The 19131-nt window shown below is 42.5% G+C and carries 16 protein-coding genes; 7 read left to right on the top strand and 9 right to left on the bottom strand.

The genetic code is table 11. From position 1 onward, the window contains the following. The first annotated feature begins 113 nt into the window (after positions 1 to 113). The 3 genes from L8106_RS14545 (at position 114) to L8106_RS14535 (ending at position 2141) form a co-directional block, all read left to right on the top strand. A complete protein-coding gene (locus L8106_RS14545) occupies positions 114 to 653 on the top strand; it encodes an AraC family transcriptional regulator (RefSeq protein ID WP_009785092.1) in 540 nt (179 codons plus the stop codon). A 263-nt stretch (positions 654 to 916) separates the two neighbouring features. Then, positions 917 to 1321, top strand: a complete 405-nt coding sequence (locus L8106_RS14540) for a hypothetical protein (RefSeq protein WP_198012948.1) — start codon at positions 917 to 919, stop codon at positions 1319 to 1321. A gap of 331 nt (positions 1322 to 1652) precedes the next feature. Continuing rightward, positions 1653 to 2141, top strand: a complete 489-nt coding sequence (locus tag L8106_RS14535; RefSeq protein ID WP_009785090.1) for a hypothetical protein — start codon at positions 1653 to 1655, stop codon at positions 2139 to 2141. A 75-nt stretch (positions 2142 to 2216) separates the two neighbouring features. Here L8106_RS14535 and L8106_RS14530 read toward each other — a convergent pair whose 3' ends face one another. From L8106_RS14530 to L8106_RS14505, 6 genes are all read right to left on the bottom strand, one after another. Further along, positions 2217 to 3986 carry an iron uptake porin gene (locus L8106_RS14530; RefSeq protein ID WP_009785089.1) on the bottom strand — a complete coding sequence of 590 codons (1770 nt, stop codon included), beginning with the start codon at positions 3984 to 3986 and terminating at the stop codon, positions 2217 to 2219. A 109-nt stretch (positions 3987 to 4095) separates the two neighbouring features. Beyond that, entirely contained in the window at positions 4096 to 5730 is a 1635-nt protein-coding gene (locus tag L8106_RS14525) for an HD-GYP domain-containing protein (protein WP_009785088.1), read from the bottom strand. 220 nt (positions 5731 to 5950) lie between these two features. Then, positions 5951 to 6232 (bottom strand): 4a-hydroxytetrahydrobiopterin dehydratase, encoded by a 282-nt coding sequence (locus L8106_RS14520; RefSeq protein ID WP_009785087.1) that lies wholly within the window; start codon positions 6230 to 6232, stop codon positions 5951 to 5953. Between the two features lie 473 nt (positions 6233 to 6705). Continuing rightward, positions 6706 to 7929 (bottom strand): glycosyltransferase family 4 protein, encoded by a 1224-nt coding sequence (locus L8106_RS14515; RefSeq protein ID WP_009785086.1) that lies wholly within the window; start codon positions 7927 to 7929, stop codon positions 6706 to 6708. A gap of 33 nt (positions 7930 to 7962) precedes the next feature. Beyond that, positions 7963 to 8301, bottom strand: coding sequence for a hypothetical protein (locus L8106_RS14510; RefSeq protein WP_009785085.1), 339 nt, complete (start codon positions 8299 to 8301; stop codon positions 7963 to 7965). Between the two features lie 348 nt (positions 8302 to 8649). Then, positions 8650 to 9570 (bottom strand): M23 family metallopeptidase, encoded by a 921-nt coding sequence (locus L8106_RS14505; RefSeq protein WP_009785084.1) that lies wholly within the window; start codon positions 9568 to 9570, stop codon positions 8650 to 8652. Between the two features lie 152 nt (positions 9571 to 9722). Between L8106_RS14505 and L8106_RS14500 the strand changes: the two genes are divergently transcribed. Beyond that, positions 9723 to 12056, top strand: coding sequence for a cation:proton antiporter (locus L8106_RS14500; RefSeq protein WP_050779123.1), 2334 nt, complete (start codon positions 9723 to 9725; stop codon positions 12054 to 12056). Here the strand turns inward: L8106_RS14500 and L8106_RS14495 are convergent. From L8106_RS14495 to L8106_RS14485, 3 genes are all read right to left on the bottom strand, one after another. Further along, complete coding sequence (locus tag L8106_RS14495; protein WP_009785082.1) at positions 12053 to 12265, bottom strand: RNA chaperone Hfq; 213 nt, start codon at positions 12263 to 12265, stop codon at positions 12053 to 12055. The two genes, L8106_RS14500 and L8106_RS14495, sit on opposite strands and share 4 nt — an antisense overlap. A gap of 187 nt (positions 12266 to 12452) precedes the next feature. Then, positions 12453 to 13454 carry a heme o synthase gene (locus L8106_RS14490; protein ID WP_009785081.1) on the bottom strand — a complete coding sequence of 334 codons (1002 nt, stop codon included), beginning with the start codon at positions 13452 to 13454 and terminating at the stop codon, positions 12453 to 12455. 68 nt (positions 13455 to 13522) lie between these two features. Next, positions 13523 to 14464 carry a heme A synthase gene (locus L8106_RS14485; RefSeq protein WP_009785080.1) on the bottom strand — a complete coding sequence of 314 codons (942 nt, stop codon included), beginning with the start codon at positions 14462 to 14464 and terminating at the stop codon, positions 13523 to 13525. Between the two features lie 634 nt (positions 14465 to 15098). Between L8106_RS14485 and L8106_RS14480 the strand changes: the two genes are divergently transcribed. From L8106_RS14480 to L8106_RS14470, 3 genes are all read left to right on the top strand, one after another. Further along, entirely contained in the window at positions 15099 to 16073 is a 975-nt protein-coding gene (locus L8106_RS14480) for a cytochrome c oxidase subunit II (protein ID WP_083798412.1), read from the top strand. 278 nt (positions 16074 to 16351) lie between these two features. Further along, the gene (gene ctaD, locus L8106_RS14475; RefSeq protein ID WP_009785078.1) at positions 16352 to 18076 is read left to right on the top strand and encodes a cytochrome c oxidase subunit I; all 1725 of its coding nucleotides are present in this window, start codon (positions 16352 to 16354) and stop codon (positions 18074 to 18076) included. Between the two features lie 155 nt (positions 18077 to 18231). Next, the gene (locus L8106_RS14470) at positions 18232 to 18852 is read left to right on the top strand and encodes a heme-copper oxidase subunit III (RefSeq protein WP_009785077.1); all 621 of its coding nucleotides are present in this window, start codon (positions 18232 to 18234) and stop codon (positions 18850 to 18852) included. Positions 18853 to 19131 lie beyond the last annotated feature (279 nt).

The following is a 19131-nucleotide window of genomic DNA, read 5'->3' as shown; positions in this document are numbered from 1 at the left end:
GACTTATTATAAAGTTTTGTTACAACTCTGTCGTGTTTCAGATAAAGAGGGTTGCTCGTAAGCGAGTAAACAGTAGAGCAAACCCAAATTTATCTTAAATATCAGGAGAGAAAATGACTAATATTTTAGTAAGTGATAATAGTCCTCTAGCATATGAGGAATTCTCTACTCCCACCGAAAGTCAAGAATCAAATATTCTCCAGTCAATATTTCCATCCATTCCCCGACTGCGTGATATCTTCGAGTTCATAGAATTGAATTATCATCAAAGTATTAAACTCAAAGAAGTTGCTCAAGCCGTTGGTTATTCTTCGGCTTACTTAACCGACTTAGTGCGAAGACTGACCGGAAAAACGGTGAATAATTGGATTGTCGAACGCCGGATAGCAGAAGCAAGACGCTTGCTGTTAGAAACCGATAATTCTATTGAAAAGATTGCTTTTAAAATAGGTTATCAAAATCTCAACCATTTTTACTCTCAGTTTCGTAATTATCATCACAATACTCCCCACGCTTGGAGAAAAAGACAGCAACAAGATTGCCCCAAAAAGCCTTTAAAAAATAATCCTTTTACCACCTATCGAGATTCCAATACAGGTCGGTTGATTGTGGTAAAACCTGAGTCTCAATCCGTTACAAAAAAACAGGCTTGAATCCGGATATTTCTGAATTAAACTGGAGTTTATCTCGAAAGTTGAACAGTAATTAAGTTGACAAGATACATTTCTCACAACTGAAAGAATAAAGCGAATAATCTCTCAAAAAGTTATGAAGACCTAAAAATAGTTAATTATCAATCTACTTAGAAAAGAATATGATTGATAGTAAGAAACAAATCAAGTATTAGCAATTAAGCTAATCTTTCAATTCAACTCTGTATGTAAAGGAGAACATGATGAACTTAACGACAAAAAAAATGAATCTACGCCGTGCTTTGTTTAGTGGTGCAGTTTTGGTTTCGATGTTAGGAGGAATAGGATTAACTGCGAGTAATCCCGCTCAAGCTCAACCTCCAACACAAAACAGCATTGCCGATCCGGATCAACCCGACGTGTTTTATATGTCATCCGAAGATATCCGAAGTGCCGAACGTTCTCTAGACCGGAATAATTGCGCCCTATTTAACTATGGAATCAAATGCGCTTATGGCAATGCTGGATATCGGCATAATATCTTAAAATCAGTTAAACGAGGTCACGCTGTTGCTTTCAAAGGAAATGGTAAAGTATTAAAGTCTTACATCAACAAAGTGGGACTCGACGAAGTTGTCCGTGAATTGCAACGCCTCGATATTGATTATCAGACTGCTCGCAGACGTTAAAAAAAGTAGATTGACCGATTTGTGAATTATTGTAGTAGTAAGTAATTGTTTCGGCAGTTACTTGCTGCTGCTTTTTGATGATTTTTTTAACATTAATACTTTTCACATTTACACATTTATTATGGCTGAATACACTACAGTTTATATAGGTATAAATCAATTAAAACCGCCTAAAAATAATTAACAATTACTTGAATAATAACCTAAAAATAGTTCATTACACATCCATAATTAAAAGGATAGTATTGATATTAATAAACAGCAAAAGGGTTAGTAAAAAAGCTAAACTTTGCATTTCCCAAAACACTCTATTTATCAAAGGATAACGATTATGACTAATGCACTGAATCTCGATAATGGTTTTGAAGCTGTCTCTCAAGTATTTGAAAATAAGTTGCAACAGGATTTAAAGTTTCGTGAGAAGGTTGCTGAGGGTATTTGTGCCAGTTTAGAAAAGGCTGGGTTGGAAGCCCCGCCAACTGAAACTACGACAGAGAATATTCGACTGGGTGAAACCTTGGATGTCGCTGCCGGGCCAGTTATTACTGCTGCCGCATTTTGGTGGGGCTATCATTTTGTCATCCCCGAAGCTGTTATGAAAGAGTTCTCCAAGGTATCAGATGTTTTTGCTGCATTCATGGCTTATGGTGGCTCCCTAATTGCTGCATCTGGTGGGACACTAGCTTCGTTAGTTGCTATCGTTGCAGCATATGTATCAGTACAATTGGTATTAATGCAAGCTGTTAACCAGGGTAAGGGTGTGTATCTCAGTGCCACCTGGATCTCCCCAGTGATCCTTGTTTCAACACCCATCACATAATTGGTAAAATCAGTTAACCCGAGGTAAGGAGGCTAGCCTCTTGAAAATCAGTGGGAGTAAGTCCCGCTGATTTATCTAAAAAGAAAACGTTGTTCTTAAGGTCCCAATCAAAATATTATCATTGTGGCTATCTTGGTTGGGGTTTGTAATAAAAATAATACCCGGAGTAATCGAAATTTTATCATTTACCGGATAGCGATAAAACGCTTCAAGATGCCAAGATTGGTCATTGGGAAACTCGAATGTTAATTCATCCGGCGCATCAATATCATTCAAATAGGGTTCTCGACCGACAACAATTCCCCCCAAACTTCCCTCTTTAAATAAATCGGGTAAAGCCAATGTTACCGCAAAATTCCAAATTTGACCATCACCAATATTAATCACTCTCGCATCAGTATAACCTCCCCAACCACTTAAAACAATTTTACGATTAATTCGCCATGAAGCTTGTAAACCATAGGAATTACTCACAACCCCCGAAGCAATTCCCCCTGAATTAATTCCCTCACTTAAGCCTAAAATAGAATTCGCAATTCCACTCCCAGTTACACCATTAATTGCATTTCCATCAATATTACCTCTATTTCGGTCAACCACTAAACCATTTCTTAAACCATTATCAAAGCCAAAATTTCCCGGCGTTGAATACGCATGATTATAAGTCAAAGCAAACTGTAAATTATCTCTTGGCGTTACTGTAATTTGGGCTAAAGTTGCATAATCTCCATTAAACAAACCATTTCCCTGACTCGCATCTCCCGCATTTGCAGAAAGATAACCCACAGAAACCGAAGTTGACCCAAAAATTCCATTTAAAAATTGTTCATTAAAGCGATAATGCAAACCCATTCCGCGACCCGCACCGATGCGATAAATTGGGTTACGTTGACCAAAGGTACTTAAACTCCCATTTCCACCATCAAAGTTGTCTAAATAGGGGTTAACAGTCGGAACAAAATCATCCCAAGTTACCCCTTTTGCGGCTAAAGTTAATTGAAGTTGATTGTTAATTGGAAACTGATAATATAATCGTTCTAACTCAACTTTACTTTCTGTATCTCCACGAAAATTAAAGGTTTGTGTTCCTTGACGAGTAAACCCTAAATCAAACAGTTGGGCGTTTCCCATTTGTAGGCGAGTCAGGAGTAAATCTTGACCTGTAAAACTGGTGTTAAAATTGAGACGAACTCGATTTTGAAAAACAACTTGGTTACGGTTTTCTTCGGTCCCTTGAAAAGCAATATCATCCCCAAAAGCTTGTGTTACCGCAAAAATTGCTTCTCCCGTGAGTTTTGTTGTCGTTGAAAATTGACGAGTGACTAAAACTTCGGTGCGTTCTTCTAAGTCTGTAATTTGACCTCGAAGTAAACTCAACTCAGCCGCAAATTCGTTTTGTAAGCGTTGTAAAGCGATAAATTCATTTTCAGTTAAACTCCCCTCTACGGCGGCATTTAATAACTCGTTAATTCGTTCTAAACAAGCATTTAAACCGCTTGCAAATTCGTAGCGAGTTAAGGAACGATTTCCGCGAAAAGTCCCATCGGGATAACCTGCAATACAGCCAAACCGTTCGACTAAAGATTGTAACGCTTGAAACGCCCAGTCGGTGGGGTAAACATCGGATAGTTGGGAAACCGAAGTGACTTGAGTTAATGAAGTGTTTTTGCGTCCTTCTTGACTGTAACGTTGGAGTTGTTCTAACGTATCTGCATCTTCAGCTAAAATGCGACTAGAACTTAGACCTAAAAATATGGAAGATGAGCAAAATAGGAGTAAAAATCGAGCGAGTTTACTAAATAATACAGGGTTTTGATCACATCCGATTCCTGTTTCCGCCGTCATCCTAATCTCCTTATTTTTTAAAGCTAATTTATTCTATTTCATCACAATTTTTCCACCCTGAACGACAATATTTAAACTCAATTTTATCTCTTTATTATCTACCCGTTTTTTACGCCAATTTCATTACCACATCTAAACTATGTCCAATCACTTGATAAACCTGACGTTGCTCAAAAAGTGTTAGAATATCTAGATTAACTTTGTTTTGATCGGCTTCTTTGCGGAGAATTTTTAAAGCTGTTATCGTTGGTAATCCATGCTGATAAGGCTTGTCTCCGGCTGTTAGCGCATCATAAATATCTGCAATTGCCATCATCTGCGATTGCGTCGAAATTTCCGCTTGTTTTAATTTTAAAGGATAGCCGGTACCATCAAGTTTTTCATGGTGTCCATAGGCGATTTGAGGAACATCTTTTAGGTCTTTTGTCCAGGGAATTTTCTCTAAAAATTTGTAAGTATGGGTTACATGAGACTCGATAACTAACCGTTCTTCTGGAGTCAGATTTCCCTGTTTAACTAACAGCAAGTTCATTTCTTCGGGAGTAATTAAAGGCTTTGTTTCCCCGTCAATATCCCGATACACTATCTGAGTCAATTCTGAGAGTTTCTCTAAGGGTTTTCTTTCGGTAACTTGGGGTTCATTTGCTTCTAAAAGTAAATTCCAGCAATCGTTTAACTGCTGAATTGCTTGGCTTAAATTCGCGTCTAACTGTTCAATTGTGCAAGAAGATTTACCTTCAGTCTGTGTTGATTTTTGATTGCTATTGTTCAGCAATAGTTCATATTTGGCTTGAGTGCATTCCCATTCGAGAGTTCGCCTTGCTAATGCAAAACGTTGACGAATCACTTCTAACTGGTGAGGATATAACTTTTTAGACTTGGTTAAAATCGCTTCAGGAACCCCAATTTTGCCAAAATCATGCAATAATGCAGCATAACGGATTTCTTGAATTTGGCGATCGCTAAAGTTAATCTCCGCTAAAGAACCGGTTGTCGTCGTATTAATTTCTTCGGCTAAACGAACGGTTAACTGAGCAACCCGTTCAGAATGACCAAAAGTGCAGGGATCTCGTTGTTCAATGACTTGGACTGATGCCTTGACAAATCCTTCAAAAAGGGATTCAATACTATCTTGGAGGAGATTGCGTTCTATCGAAATTGCCGCCTGAGAAGCCAGACTTCGCAAAATTTGTTCTTCCCATTCTCCATAGGGTTGAGTCATTTCCAGAGTATTTTCAGGCACCAACGTCACATCGGATCTAACTTTGCGGTTGATCAACTGAAGCACTCCCATCGTTTCTCCCTGACGGTTTTGCATCGGAAGAACCAATACTGAACGAGTCAGGTAGCTAATATCGCGATCAAAACTGCTATCGAGGCGATAAGGCTTGTCGGGGGGTAACTGATACGCATCGGGAATATTCAAGCTTTCCCCAGTTAACGCCACATAGCCCGCCAAACTCCTATCGGTGAGGGGAATTGCAAACTCTCGAAACGACAGGTTAGGAAGGGATACATTTTGAGCGACTTTAAACAATAACTTCGGAGTATTGTCGGTGGAGTCTACTAAATAAACACTACCCGCATCACTACAAGTAATTTCCCGACTCTTGGCTAAAATCAAATTGAGTAGGGTACTCAAGTTTTGGGTACTTGATAAAGCGGCGCCGATATCTAATAGCTTTTCAATTAACTCTGCTTGTTCGGCTAACTCTTTTAAATATTCTGGATTCTGAAAAATCATAGGGTTCGTAGATGCTGAACAGCGGTCATCACATCAGATCGAGTTGCTCAGACTGCAACACTACTCTCCTCCTATTATCCGTTATTTTTGACCAAATGTAGAGACTTTGTAGAGAATATCTCAATTGGCTTAGATTTTAACCCAAATCAGAGAAAACCCCCACCAGAATTTTTTGTGAGGTTTTCTTAGCGTGTTCAAGTTTTCAAGTAGAACTAAAGATTTACTTCAGACTAGAAATTTGCTTCGCCATTGCAAAATCTTTTTCGGTTAAACCACCCGCATCATGGGAAGTTAAACTAATCGTTACTTTGTTGTAAGAAATGGCAATATCTGGATGATGTCCTGCTGCTTCAGCCGGTTCAATCAACTTGTTCACAAAATCCATTGCAGTGACAAAATCCTTAAATGTCATCACTTGCTTTAATTCTTTTCCTTCAACCTTCCAGTCAGGAACCTGAGTCGCCATTTCCTTGACTTGAGTTTCTTTTAAGACTTCAGACATATTCAAGCTCTCTCCTCTTAACTACTGAGGTTTATTACCCCTAAAATAACTATCCGCTCTTACCCGGAATAGCCTCAGCACTAAGCTTTAGCATTTTAAGGATAAGAGCGGTCTAGCGGGTCATCTGAATTGGAACCTGACTGCCGGAAGAACTCTTGAGTGCAGCCAGTCCTTCTAGAACATCCGTAGCTCCAGAGGGAAACTAGCCTGACTCTAATTGTCAGCTCCGGCGCACAGCCGGCATTTTCCAATCAGGTGACCCATGCGTTTACTACTATCAATCATGGGCATCACCTCCTTTTTTCCTGTACGGTTTGTTATTACTTCAACGCTAGCTAGCATAACACACACTCTAGGCTTTTGTGCAACCCCTTTCGCAAAAAAAGTTCTGAAATGCCGATTAGGGTTGGATTTTAGGTTTTGGGTTTTGGTTCGGGGTTCGGCCAGCTAGCCCCTCAACCCCACAGAGGAAGTCAACCCTTCCCCTTGAACAACTTGGGAATTTCTGCGATCGCCAGTCTCGGAGTTTCGCTCACCGCCACTGCCAAACCTCCTTCCATGATGCCGCGCAAACCTTCTAGGGGATGACCTTTGGCCGCCAATTTTAAATTCCACAAATAAGAATCGATTTTTAACGCCCTTTCCCTCTGTTGCACCGGGTTTATATTGGTTTTTGCGGGTTCTTTTTTATCGGCTTTTGCTTCCCAGACTCGTTGATACAAATCTTCAATTCCCGCCAATGTTTTATCCCAAGTCAAATAATTATTAACAGTTTCCAGACCCGCTTTCGCTAATTGTTCGCGTAAGTCCTCCGATTTTAACAGACGAGAAATAGCATTAGCCGTCGCTTCTGCATCGTCTTTTGGTACTATTAAACCGTTGACACCATCTTCTAGATAATCTTTAACAATTCCGACCGGTGTGGTGACGACCGGAACACCACAAGCCATACAATTTAACACCGGAACCGGCCCGCCTTCAACTTTTGAGGTGACCACATAAAGGTCGAGAGCATTATAACAAATTGGCATTAATCTATCGGGCAGAAAAGGGAAATAATAGACCTGATTAATCCCATAACTTTTAATTTCCTTAACCACTTTATCCCAACCCGGTCCCGTGATTAAAACTCCGAATTGTTCTCCTTGATTTCCCAACTTTTCTAAGGCTTTTAAGAGAATATTTACCCCTTTTCTTCCATCAGTATTGCTGGTATATTTGGCACTGTATCCGATCAGGGGAGTCTCGGAATTTATCCCCAATTGTTTCCGGGCTTTTAAGCGGTTGTTCAGAGGATAAAACTTAGATTGTTCCACCCCATTATTAAACAAAAATAACTTCTCTTCGGACACTCCCTGTTGACAAACAAATTCTTTCCATTCGTTGGCAACCATCATAATTGCATCGCTTTTTTCTGCGATCGCAATTAGCTTAGGCCAATTGGTAACGTGATGGATAGAACCGACTAAGGGGAGAGGATCGGGTAGAGTCAATTTATCAAAATCAAAGTCGCTTAAAACGTGAACTATATCGACTATTTTGATTAAAGATTCCCACTCTTTTTGATGGTAGGGTAACATCTGTTGGGAGAAAAAATAATAATCGTGTTGGCTTCCGACTCGGACAATTTGTTTCGCCCAAGTTCCCAGAATCCAAGTTAAGTAATCCGGCACCAGTAAAACTTTTAATTTAGTCACTTTTTTTGATAAAATGTAGGTAAATTAAACGGATTAAGCTCTCACAAAAGGACTGATAAACCGACCAATTCTTGCTTGTAACTCGCAAGCTTTCGTTAAGTCTGAATCAAATTCATGGCGATAACGTAAGTAATAATAAGCCAGTTTATAACCATCGGACAGCAAATATAAAGGAGTTAGTAAAATCATCAAAGGTCGCTGCCAGGGGTAGAGTCGAGTCAGTCTTAATTTATGATTGGCTAAACCAAAACCTCGGGAAAGCTTCAGCAAATATTCTTTTTCTAAACGTTTGCTCGGCAGATGATGCCAGATTTCCCAGTCACTATTTTGGATATAAAAAAAAGCTAAAGCGATCGCCCCGTTCCACTTCAACTTGACTTAAGCTTTTGTTTTAAATTCGGAACGTTAACTGTCGGCGAAGTGCAAAACTAATTAACTTCATCGGATGAGTTTATCAAGAATTACCCAACCAGCCCGTACCCTGAAATCTTCAATTTTCGGGGTTCAGAGTTCCTGACGGGCTATACCCATGAACCCCAAACAATTAACGACTACCAGCCAATTGCCCCGTGATTAACGACGGGGAAACCCATTGAAAATGGCTGCGGGGGTCGTCATTGCGATTAACCCTATTTTATCAAAACATTTTCTACGATCGCGTTAAGATTCTTAATTAGAAGCGAGCATCTGCGAATCACAATAACTCCTCAGTATCTTCTCCTACTCTACCCCTTCATATCGCCAAGGTACCGGATCAACCGCTTGAGCGTGAACATATAACCCCCAGTGCAAATGCGGCCCGGTGGAAATGCCCGTCGAACCCACTCCACCGATCACTTGACCAGCTTTCACCATATCCCCTTCTTTGACATCAACCCGACTGAGATGAATCAAAATACTGCTAACTCCTTGACCATGATCAATCCCCACCGTATTCCCGTGTAGTTCAAAACCTTGAGACTCTAACCCCACCAACGCGATCCGACCCGCCGCCGGCGCCATTACCGGAGAACCCGTACCCGCCGCATAGTCAACACCTCGATGGTAATAATCTTCAGCAAATTCACCGTTGTAATAGCGACGCACCCCATAAATGGTACTCACATAACCCTCACTCGGTCGCATAAACGGCCCATTCCAGTATTTTTCCGGCGTGACTAACGCTTTGAAGGCATCCACTCGGTCAAATTCAAAATCAGTCCCCTGAATGCTGTTCTTATCGTCTGACAGCCAAATAGACTGGGTAGGGAAACTGCGATCGCGCACTTGTACGGTGAGACTCTGCTGTTGAGTTCCGTCACTGACTTGGAGTTGTCGAGTTCCGGGCTGATCTAACGGTATTGTGGGGATTAACGCTCGATAACGATTTCCACTGAGAGGAAACATCGGATAAGTTTTACCATTTAATACCACAGTAGGGTTAGAACTCGGTGTATTTCCCGTTGCATTTAAAGTCACCGAAACCGTATCCCCTAACTGCGGAGAAGACGGCTTCACCTGAACTTGAAAAGAAGCGCTCGCCGGAATTGCCATGGTCAAACCGACAGTCATCAAACCTAGCATCAAACTTTTCAGCCAACGTGATTTTCTCAACCCCCCGCTAGAAAAAGGGGAAAATGCGAATACATTTAAAATTTTCATTAAAACACCTCTTTTGAGTTATCACTCACCCGTGATCATTGATCATTCTTCCCGGTCATCGGTTCCCTGTCCATATGGCACTCCCATCTTGGAGTTGCTACCCTAATATTTAATTAACACGTTGTTACATTTTGTCGTTTTATTTAAAATCCGTGCAAGAAGACTTTAGATTAATTGTTGATTTAGTGATCGTTCTCGCCGCCGCCACAGCCGGAGGTTTACTCGCCTCTTTGCTGAAACAACCTGCCCTCTTGGGTTATCTGATTGGCGGTGTCGTCATTGGCCCTTCGGGACTGGGTGTAATCAAAGAGTTAATACAAGTCGAAACCCTTGCCCAGTTTGGGGTGGCGTTTCTGCTATTCGCCCTCGGTGTAGAGTTTTCTTTTGCCGAACTCAAGAAAGTGCAAGGGATCAGTTTAGGGGGCGGGGGTTTACAAATTGTCCTAACTATGCTGCTGACAACCGTTGTTTCTCTGGGTGTGGGTTGGGTGAGTTCTCCGGTTCAAGGCATCTTTCTCGGGGCAATTTTATCCCTTTCCTCAACGGCGGTTGTCCTCAAATGTTTGATGGAACGGAACGAAACCACCACCCCTCATGGTCAAGTGATGTTGGGAATGTTGGTGGTGCAGGATTTAGCTTTAGGCTTAATGTTAGCGGTTCTGCCTGCTTTAGATCAACCCCCCGAAGCCCTGGGTTTAGCCGTTGGGCGTAGTTTATTGTTAATTGGATTATTTGCGCTTGGTGCTGTTGCTGCGGGTATTTGGATTATCCCCTCATTATTGCGTTTTTTGGCTCAAACTGAAAGCCGCGAATTGTTTTTATTAGGTGTGGTTGTTTTATGTTTAGGAATTGCGTTATTAACTGAACATTTAGGATTTTCAATTGAAATGGGGGCTTTTGTCGCCGGGTTAATGATTTCTGAGGTAGAATACGCCGATCAAACCCTGACTTATGTTGAACCCCTGCGTGATATTTTTGCCGCTTTATTTTTTGTTGCTGTAGGAATGTTAATTGATCCGGTTTTCTTGTGGCAACATTTAGAACTGATTTTAGGATTAGTTTGTCTGGTTGTGCTGGGAAAATCACTGATTATTATTCCGATTGTTCGGAGTTTTGGTTATACCATTAAATCCTCAATTATTGTCGGATTAGGACTCGCTCAAATTGGAGAATTTTCTTTTGTACTCGCCAGCGCCGGACAAGGTTTAGGCTTAGTTTCTCGTCGAGTTTATCTCCTAATTTTAGGAACAACAGCCGTAACCTTAGTGATTACTCCTTTTGTCTTACAACTGATTCCTCGTCTATTAGACTGGATGGAAAATGTACCTTGGTTGTTTGCACTCTTAGAAGAAACCTCTTTACCCATTGCAATTTCTGACGATTTACCTCAACAAAATCATGTGATTGTTTGTGGGTATGGACGAGTGGGACGAAACTTGGTACAAATCTTGACTAATCATGACTATCCCGTGACTGTCATTGATCATTCTGAACGGAAAATTCAAGAGTTGCGCCATGCTAAAATTCCCTATTTGTATGGGAATGCTGCAAGTTCTCATGTGTTAGAAGCGGCTGGAGTTGATCGCGCCTGTACAATGGCAATTGCGCTTCCTGATCCGATGAATACTCGACTGTGTTTAAAGCGATCGCTAGAATATTCACCGGACCTCGATATTACCGTGATGGCATACCGAGATAAAGATATCGAACTGTTGTACCATTTGGGCGCCAAAGAAGTCGTACAACCCGAATTTGAAGCCAGTTTAGAATTATCAACTCATTTGTTGGTGAGTATGGGATTACCCCTCAATCAAATTCAACAACAAACCCAGAAAATTCGCAACAGTCATTACCTCGATCTCCGCCCAGAAGAATCTCCTGTAAAAATTTCTCGCAACTTACAGCAGGCGGCGCAAAATATGAATAGTAAATGGTACACTCTCCCCGAAGGTTCTCCCTTAGAAAAAATGACGATTCAACAAACGGATTTACGTCATCTCAGTGGAGTAAGTGTGATGGCAATTCGCCGATCTAATGGAGAAGAAATTGATTATCCCAATAGTAATACAACGCTGGAAAAAGGTGATCGTTTACTATTAGTGGGAGAACCCGAAGCTTTAGGGATTTTAGATCAACTGGCAAAAGGAGAGGTTAAACTTCCCTCTGATAGTGTGTCTTGTCAGTGGTTAGTAGTCCTCGAAAATAGTCTGGCGATTGGGAAAACCTTAGCAGAAATTGATTTACTTCGACGCTACAGTGTTCAAGTGCAAGCCTTACGCCGTGAAGGAAAATTTATGCGTTGGCCTCATCCGACAATGGACTTACAAGCTGGCGATCACTTGTTGCTGTGTGGTGGTTTCCAAAATCTAAATCAGGTTCGTTGTGATCTCATTCCAATTATGACTTCAGGGAATGCTAAAACAGTTGCATCTTCAACAAAAACCGAAAGCAATCCCTCGGAAACGAAACAACCAGCCACGCTTTAGATCTGAGGTTTAATATAAGCGATCGCCTGTCGCCAAACGAGTATCGGTTGTTGATGTTCGTCTTGGAGGCAGATACAGTGATGATCTTGCCAAAATACGGTGCCTACAAGGATATCATTCGTGAGTAGCTTGATTTCGATCGGCTGTTTCTCTTGAGTATAGGTTTGAACTTGGCGAATACTGGGTAAACCTGTGTCAAAGTCAGACATGATGGATTTGTTTTTGGGGGTGAAGGATAAGACAAATTTTATCTTAACCTGCCGAAGACCTGATAGAAGGTTGAGTGTCAGTTTATGCAAAAATTCTATGTCTAGTTCAAACTCTAGTTCAAAACAAACAGGTAGACAAACGATGCCTACCTGAAAGTGATTTTATTCAGTTGTTATCTTTTGAGGGTTATCCCTGACAAATCGATGAAACCATGGCAACGGCACTACCCATCCAACTGTGGAAATGATCGCCGAAAGCGGTAACAATGTGATGAGTCACGGGTAAACTATCAATCACCATTCCAGTACAAAGCAACATCATGTACAAGATGGAATATTTAAACAAAGAACGAGCAACTTTTTGATCTTCAGGAGACTGTAACAACTGCCAAGCTTTCTGAACAAAAATAGCTCCTAAACCCAAAGCGATCGCGGCGTAAACGATACCACTGGTATGTAAAGGATAAACCAGCATGAAGGTGAAGGGAATCATAATTAAAGTGTAAACCCAGATTTGTTTGGCAGTGGGTTCATCTCCGGCAATCACAGGTAACATGGGAACACCGACTTCTTTATATTCATCGCGAATCATAATTGCCAACGCCCAGAAATGAGGGGGAGTCCACAAAAAGATGATCAGAAATAGAAGCCAAGCCGCCCAGCTTAAATCTCCAGTAACTGCTGCCCAACCGACTAAAGGAGGAATGGCACCGGCTGCACCACCAATGACAATATTTTGAACACTATTGCGCTTTAACCAATGGGTGTAGATCACGACATAGAAGGCAATGCCTAACATCGCTAATACGGCTGCCAATAGGTTGGCAAATACAGTCAGTAAGGAAAAGGAAAGAACCGCTAGAGCGATCGCAAAGAATAAAGCATGACGGGGTTTGACTCGTCCAGAGGGAATCGGCCTCCAGCGTGTCCGTTCCATGATGTAGTCGATGTCGCTGTCATAGATACAGTTGATGGTGTTGGCTGAACCTGCGGCAAAAGTACCACTCGCCAGAGTAATCACCAATAACAGGGGATCAACTTCTCCTTTGGCTGCTAACCACATCCCGGCGGCGGTGGTGATCAGGAGTAGAAGAATAATTCTAGGTTTAGTAAGTTGATAGTAACTCTGAACCACTTGTATCAAGTTTTCGTGGCGCCGAGCGCTGCTGTTGCTAATAATCTCTTGCATTGATTTTCTCTTGTGAAGTGTTCTTCGATGGGGAATGAGTTAATTCATTCAGAGTTCCAAATTCTAAGTTAGGACTTGGCTGAAGGGATGAACGTATTGCTTGTTTTATGGCTGTTGCGATCGCGAAAGGCCAGAACGGTCAAAGCAATCAGTATTCCGAGCAATGTGGCTGCAATCACTTGATGAGTAACAGTTAGAGGTTCAACTTGCAGATGTAGGCGGAAGGTGGCAACTCCCACTGCAATCTGAGCTATTACACAAATACCAGCCCAGTTCGCTAAGTTTCGTAGCATTGGATGCAAAGCTGAAGTTCGCCATGCTAAAAACACAACAATTAAGGTGGCAACGGTAGGAGGAACAACCCCTGCAATGTGGCTATTCATGACGGTACAGAGTTGAGTGCCGCCGAAACATTGGTGTAATGCCCATTGAGAGGCAACCAATCCGCCGATCAAACTTTGAAGATAAACTAAAATTGCTGCTGTTAAACTTACCCAAGGGAGTTTTCCACACTGGCCTGTGCCTTTGTAGGGCATCATCGAACAGCCGATGATCAGCAAGGTGGTGAAAAATAACAGGGCAGTTCCGAGATGAGCGGTGACGATATCAAACCGTAGAAGTTCAGTTACTGTTAAGCCACCGAGAATACCTTGAAACACAATCAAACTCAGGGCAAAGGTAGAAGCCCAAGGTAGCCATTTGGGTAACTCTTGTCGATACCACCAGGATAAGCCACACAGAGCCAGCGCCCCGAAACCGATGATGGCGGCATCTAGACGGTGAAACCACTCTAGAAACACCTGTAAGTTCATTTGAGCCGTTGGCACCAATTGACCATAACACAGGGGCCAGTCCGGGCAAGCCAGACCCGCATTCATTACTCGTGTGGCACTGCCGATCGCCATTAAAATTAAAGTGGCAATACAGAGTTTCCAGACCAGGCGACGAATGCGATCGGCGGGCTGAACGTCAGTAGAAATATTTCTGTTGTGAAGGACAGTATTAGCCATGAATTCTGTCTATAGTTTGAATTGACAATGAATGTTTGAGCTTTTGTCTCTAAGCTTTGTGCTGTTGACAACCCAACTCCTTAGAGGACTCTCCAGGTTAACGGATTGATTTTGCCATTGGTCTTTTTTATCCTCATACCCCATCGATTAATCACTCATCATTAAATCTCTAGTCTGGATTCACGGTTCTACTGATCTACCTTAGCGACACAATCGGCAGATGGACAGACTTTTACAAAGTTTTCGGATTTTATTTGTTTATTAAGTTATGTAAACCTCACCTGAAATATTTTTAAGAAAAATGTTAATTTGAATTCAGAAAAGCAATGAGGTTTGTATTATTACTGTGACTTCAGATTCAGATTAGGCGGAATCCTAAAGAAAAGTCTAAGAATTAGTAAATAAGACAGCTTGTCTTGGTGATCTGCTATACCTTATAGAGTGAGGTTTTAGGTTAAAAATTGAACAGATTTTGCCATTAATAGTCTTCTCATTATCCCCAATTTCCCCATCACCCCGGTCTAAAATCATCATTCACTAGACAAAATTGCATCGCAGATCTCTAGTGTATAAAAACAAGGGAGTGCCAAACTAAGGAGGTATCACAGTGAACATTCCCGGTTCAATCTTAACCATGCTGTTTGGGATCGCCATAACGCTCATCAGCCTCTGGTACGGCCAAAATAACGGTCTTATGCCTGCTGCGGCATCAGCAGAAGCTTCAAGTGTCGATAGCTTATTTCAACTAATGCTAACGATTTCTTTTGGCTTAACCCTGCTCGTTCAGGGAGTTCTGGTCATTGCATTTTTTAAATTTCGCCGTCGTCCCGGTGATAACAGCGATGGGCCACCCATTCATGGCAACTTATCGCTAGAAATTCTGTGGACAGCAATTCCCGCTGTTACCGTGTTAGCCGTCGGGATTTATAGTTTCGAGATCTATAACCAAATGGGTGGACTTGACCCCATGGTGTCGGGTCAACACTCGATGGAAGCGCACGCCAAAATGCGAGGAAGCGCGATCGCCGCCCCTTTACCGGGAGAAAATGGGGCAACTTCCCCAGGCGAACGTTCTCAAATTGCTTTGGGAATTGGCGCCCGTCCCGATGAACTGGGTCAAAATGCAGATGTTGTGGTTGATGTTTCGGGGCTGCAATACGCCTGGTTATTCAACTACGCCGATAGTGGCGTCATAGCAGGTGAACTGCACGTTCCCGTCGGTCAAGATGTACAACTCAACATCAACGCCCAAGATGTCATTCACGCTTTCTGGTTACCCGAATTGCGTCTGAAGCAAGATGCGATCCCCGGTATGACCACAGAACTACGGTTCAAAACGACAAAAGTGGGAACCTATGCGGTTGTCTGTGCAGAACTGTGCGGAGGCTATCATGGCGCGATGAGAACTCAGATGATTGTTCAGACTCCGGAAGACTATCAAGCCTGGGTTCAAGAAAACGCTGTGGCTCAAAATCCGAACTTAGCGGAAACTTTAGCCGTGAAGCCTTCTGAAATGTCAAACAGTGAGTTTCTCGCCCCTTATGCAGAAGAAATGGGTGTAAATGAGGAACTCCTGGCACAAATCCAGACAGAAGTTCATCCCCAGTAACCCCTTTGAGGTTAGAGGTGAATTAGGTTTGCGTGTTAACTCACCTTACCTGACACCTCCAACCCAGATAGACGTTACCTGCAACGTCAAACCCTGAAATTATCACTCAATTTCCCTCTAGAACGGATTTGGGAATTGTCGAATTCTCAACTTTTGCTAGAAACCGATGACAAAAAACGGATTAAGTGATCGCGGGGAAGCAAACATTTTTGCAGCCCAGTATAGAGGTAATCCGTTACAACCACTTTTTATCCGTTTTCATCTTTTTTTCTTTTCCCATGACACAAGCACAGTTAGATGTAAGCACCAATCTTCCTGAATCTCATGCTCATCAGGAAAGACACTGGCGAGACTTTTTTGGTTTTAGTACCGATCACAAAGTCATTGGCATTCAGTATATTGTCACCGCCTTCATCTTCTTCCTAATCGGAGGCGTGATGGCTGGTGTAATTCGTGTTGAACTCGCAACACCCGATCCGGATTTCGTCACGCCGGAAATATACAACAGCCTGTTCACCCTGCACGGAACGATCATGATCTTCCTGTGGATCGTGCCTGCGGGTGCGGGTTTTGCCAACTATCTGATCCCCTTAATGATCGGGGCGAGAGATATGGCGTTTCCCAAACTGAACGCCGTCGCCTTCTGGCTGGTTCCCCCGTCTGGAATCTTGCTGTTGGTGAGTTTGGTGATTCAAAACGCCCCGCAAGCGGGTTGGACTGCTTATCCCCCTTTAAGTTTGGTGTCGGGTAAAATCGGCCAAGAACTCTGGATTATGAGCGTTCTGCTGGCTGGAACGGCTTCGATCTTGGGTGGACTCAATTTTGTGATCACCATTTTCAAAATGCGGATTCCGAGCATGGGCTTGTATGATATGCCCCTGATGTGCTGGGCGATGATCGCCGTTTCCGCCTTAATCTTACTCTCGACTCCTGTACTTGCAGGTGCGTTGGTACTCCTATCGTTTGACTTACTGGCCGGGACGAACTTCTTTAACCCAGCCGGAGGAGGTGATCCGGTAGTTTACCAACATTTATTCTGGTTCTATTCGCACCCGGCGGTTTATATCATGGTTCTGCCCTTCTTTGGGGTAATCTCTGATGTGATTCCGGTTCATGCTCGCAAGCCGATTTTTGGTTATCATGCGATCGCCTTTTCCAGTCTGGCGATTAGCTTCTTAGGCTTAATTGTCTGGGCGCACCATATGTTCACCAGTGGAACTCCCGGTTGGTTGCGGATGTTCTTTATGATCGCCACAATGATCATCGCGGTTCCCACCGGAATTAAGGTGTTTGGGTGGCTGGCAACGATTTGGGGCGGTAAACTGCGCCTCAACAGTGCCATGCTGTTTGCAATGGGTTTCCTGTCTACCTTTGTGATTGCTGGGGTAGCGGGAATCATGTTGGCATCTGTTCCTTTTGATATTCACGTTCACGACAGCTATTTTGTAGTTGCTCACTTCCACTATGTTCTGTTTGGTGGGGCGGTATTTGCGATCTATTCGGGAATTTATCATTGGTTCCCCAAAATGGTCGGACGGATGCTGAATGAACCCCTGGGTATTGTTCACTTCATTTTGACCTTCATTGGGACAACGTTAACCTTCTTACCCATGCACTATCTGGGGTTACAAGGAATGCCCCGTCGGGTGGCGATGTATGACCCCAAATATGCCGATATCAATATGATCTGCACCATTGGGACTGCGGTGTTAGCGGTTTCCACCATTCCGTTCTTAATTAATGCGATTTGGAGTTGGTTCAAAGGCCCCTTAGCCCCGGATAATCCTTGGGATGGACTGACTCTAGAATGGATGACAACTTCTCCTCCGCCGATTGAGAACTTTGTAGGTACACCCGTACTCAGAACTGGCCCCTACGACTATGGAATGAAGAAAACTCTAGCGATTCGTGAACGCTTAAAAGCAACGAATGGTTCAACTCGGGGTAAACAAGATGGTGTTCCCCTCTCGCAAGCGAAGTCTTCTTCGTTGTTGGATGAGTAAACTTCGCTTCAACGTCAGGAGAGTTTCTAGGAATGAGGGTTAGGATAGTCAATCAGTTGTCCGTTCGTCACATCGGCATCACACAAACACCGATTCTCGCCTAACCTCTCCTCCTGATGATTTTTGATTTGTACCCTAATTTGTCGTAGAGATTCATGCAAGGTTCAACGATTGACAACACAAAAACCGCGATGGGTTATCAAGCCCAAGAAATATCTGCTCATGGCCATGAAGAACATCCCGATCTCCGTCTATTGGGGGTGATCGTGTTTCTGGTGGCGGAGAGTATGATTTTTATGGGGCTATTTTCTGCCTATCTGATTTTTAGAGGGGAATCGACAGTCTGGCCCCCTGATGGCATTGAACGCGAACTCTTACTTCCTGGAATTAATACCCTGATTCTGATTAGCAGTAGTTTTGTGATGAATAAAGGCACCGCTGCCATCAAGAAAAATGATCAGGCTGGTTTGAGAACATGGTATATCATCACGGCTCTGATGGGGATTGCATTCCTCGCGGGTCAGATTTTTGAATACAGTAATCTAGAATTTGGCTTGACTACAAATGTGTACGCCAGTTCCTTTTATGTGTTAACTGGATTTCACGGAATGCACGTTACCTTTGGAGTGCTGTTAATTTTAGGGGTTCTGTTTCGAGGTCGCAAAGACGGTCACTACACCAAAGAGTCTCACTTTGGCCCGGAAGCGGCAGAGATTTACTGGCACTTTGTTGATGTGATCTGGATTGTACTGTTTCTGTTGTTGTATATACTCTAAATTATCAGATCACTTTTGTTCAATTTATTACCGCCCCTGATGGGGTTTTTTTATTGCTATTTTTTTGTAATTATATAATAGTTAAAAATCTAAAGTTAACTCAAAATGTCAAGGTAAGAAAGCAATGTTCTGATTAATCGTTAGAGTTTGTTCCTGATGCTGCAAAAATTTAAAGATATTAGAGGAATGGAGAAATAACAATCATTGATCGTCGATTCTATGGGGTCGTCGGGCGGTGATTGATTTGTACAAAGCAACAGTATAAACTGAATTATTGCC

Source organism: Lyngbya sp. PCC 8106 (assembly GCF_000169095.1).
Lineage (GTDB): Bacteria > Cyanobacteriota > Cyanobacteriia > Cyanobacteriales > Microcoleaceae > Capilliphycus.
This window is presented reverse-complemented; position numbering and strand designations above follow the sequence as displayed.

Bases quoted from the DNA above. Each gene is read 5' to 3' on its own strand.
- L8106_RS14490 (WP_009785081.1), bottom strand. From the start codon at position 13,454: ATGCAAGAGATTATTAGCAACAGCAGCGCTCGGCGCCACGAAAACTTG.
- L8106_RS14495 (WP_009785082.1), bottom strand. From the start codon at position 12,265: ATGTCTGACTTTGACACAGGTTTACCCAGTATTCGCCAAGTTCAAACC.
- L8106_RS14525 (WP_009785088.1), bottom strand. From the start codon at position 5,730: ATGATTTTTCAGAATCCAGAATATTTAAAAGAGTTAGCCGAACAAGCA.
- L8106_RS14505 (WP_009785084.1), bottom strand. From the start codon at position 9,570: ATGAAAATTTTAAATGTATTCGCATTTTCCCCTTTTTCTAGCGGGGGG.
- L8106_RS14530 (WP_009785089.1), bottom strand. From the start codon at position 3,986: ATGACGGCGGAAACAGGAATCGGATGTGATCAAAACCCTGTATTATTT.
- L8106_RS14540 (WP_198012948.1), top strand. From the start codon at position 917: ATGAATCTACGCCGTGCTTTGTTTAGTGGTGCAGTTTTGGTTTCGATG.
- L8106_RS14520 (WP_009785087.1), bottom strand. From the start codon at position 6,232: ATGTCTGAAGTCTTAAAAGAAACTCAAGTCAAGGAAATGGCGACTCAG.
- L8106_RS14485 (WP_009785080.1), bottom strand. From the start codon at position 14,464: ATGGCTAATACTGTCCTTCACAACAGAAATATTTCTACTGACGTTCAG.
- L8106_RS14470 (WP_009785077.1), top strand. From the start codon at position 18,232: ATGCAAGGTTCAACGATTGACAACACAAAAACCGCGATGGGTTATCAA.
- L8106_RS14480 (WP_083798412.1), top strand. From the start codon at position 15,099: ATGCTGTTTGGGATCGCCATAACGCTCATCAGCCTCTGGTACGGCCAA.
- ctaD (WP_009785078.1), top strand. From the start codon at position 16,352: ATGACACAAGCACAGTTAGATGTAAGCACCAATCTTCCTGAATCTCAT.
- L8106_RS14535 (WP_009785090.1), top strand. From the start codon at position 1,653: ATGACTAATGCACTGAATCTCGATAATGGTTTTGAAGCTGTCTCTCAA.
- L8106_RS14545 (WP_009785092.1), top strand. From the start codon at position 114: ATGACTAATATTTTAGTAAGTGATAATAGTCCTCTAGCATATGAGGAA.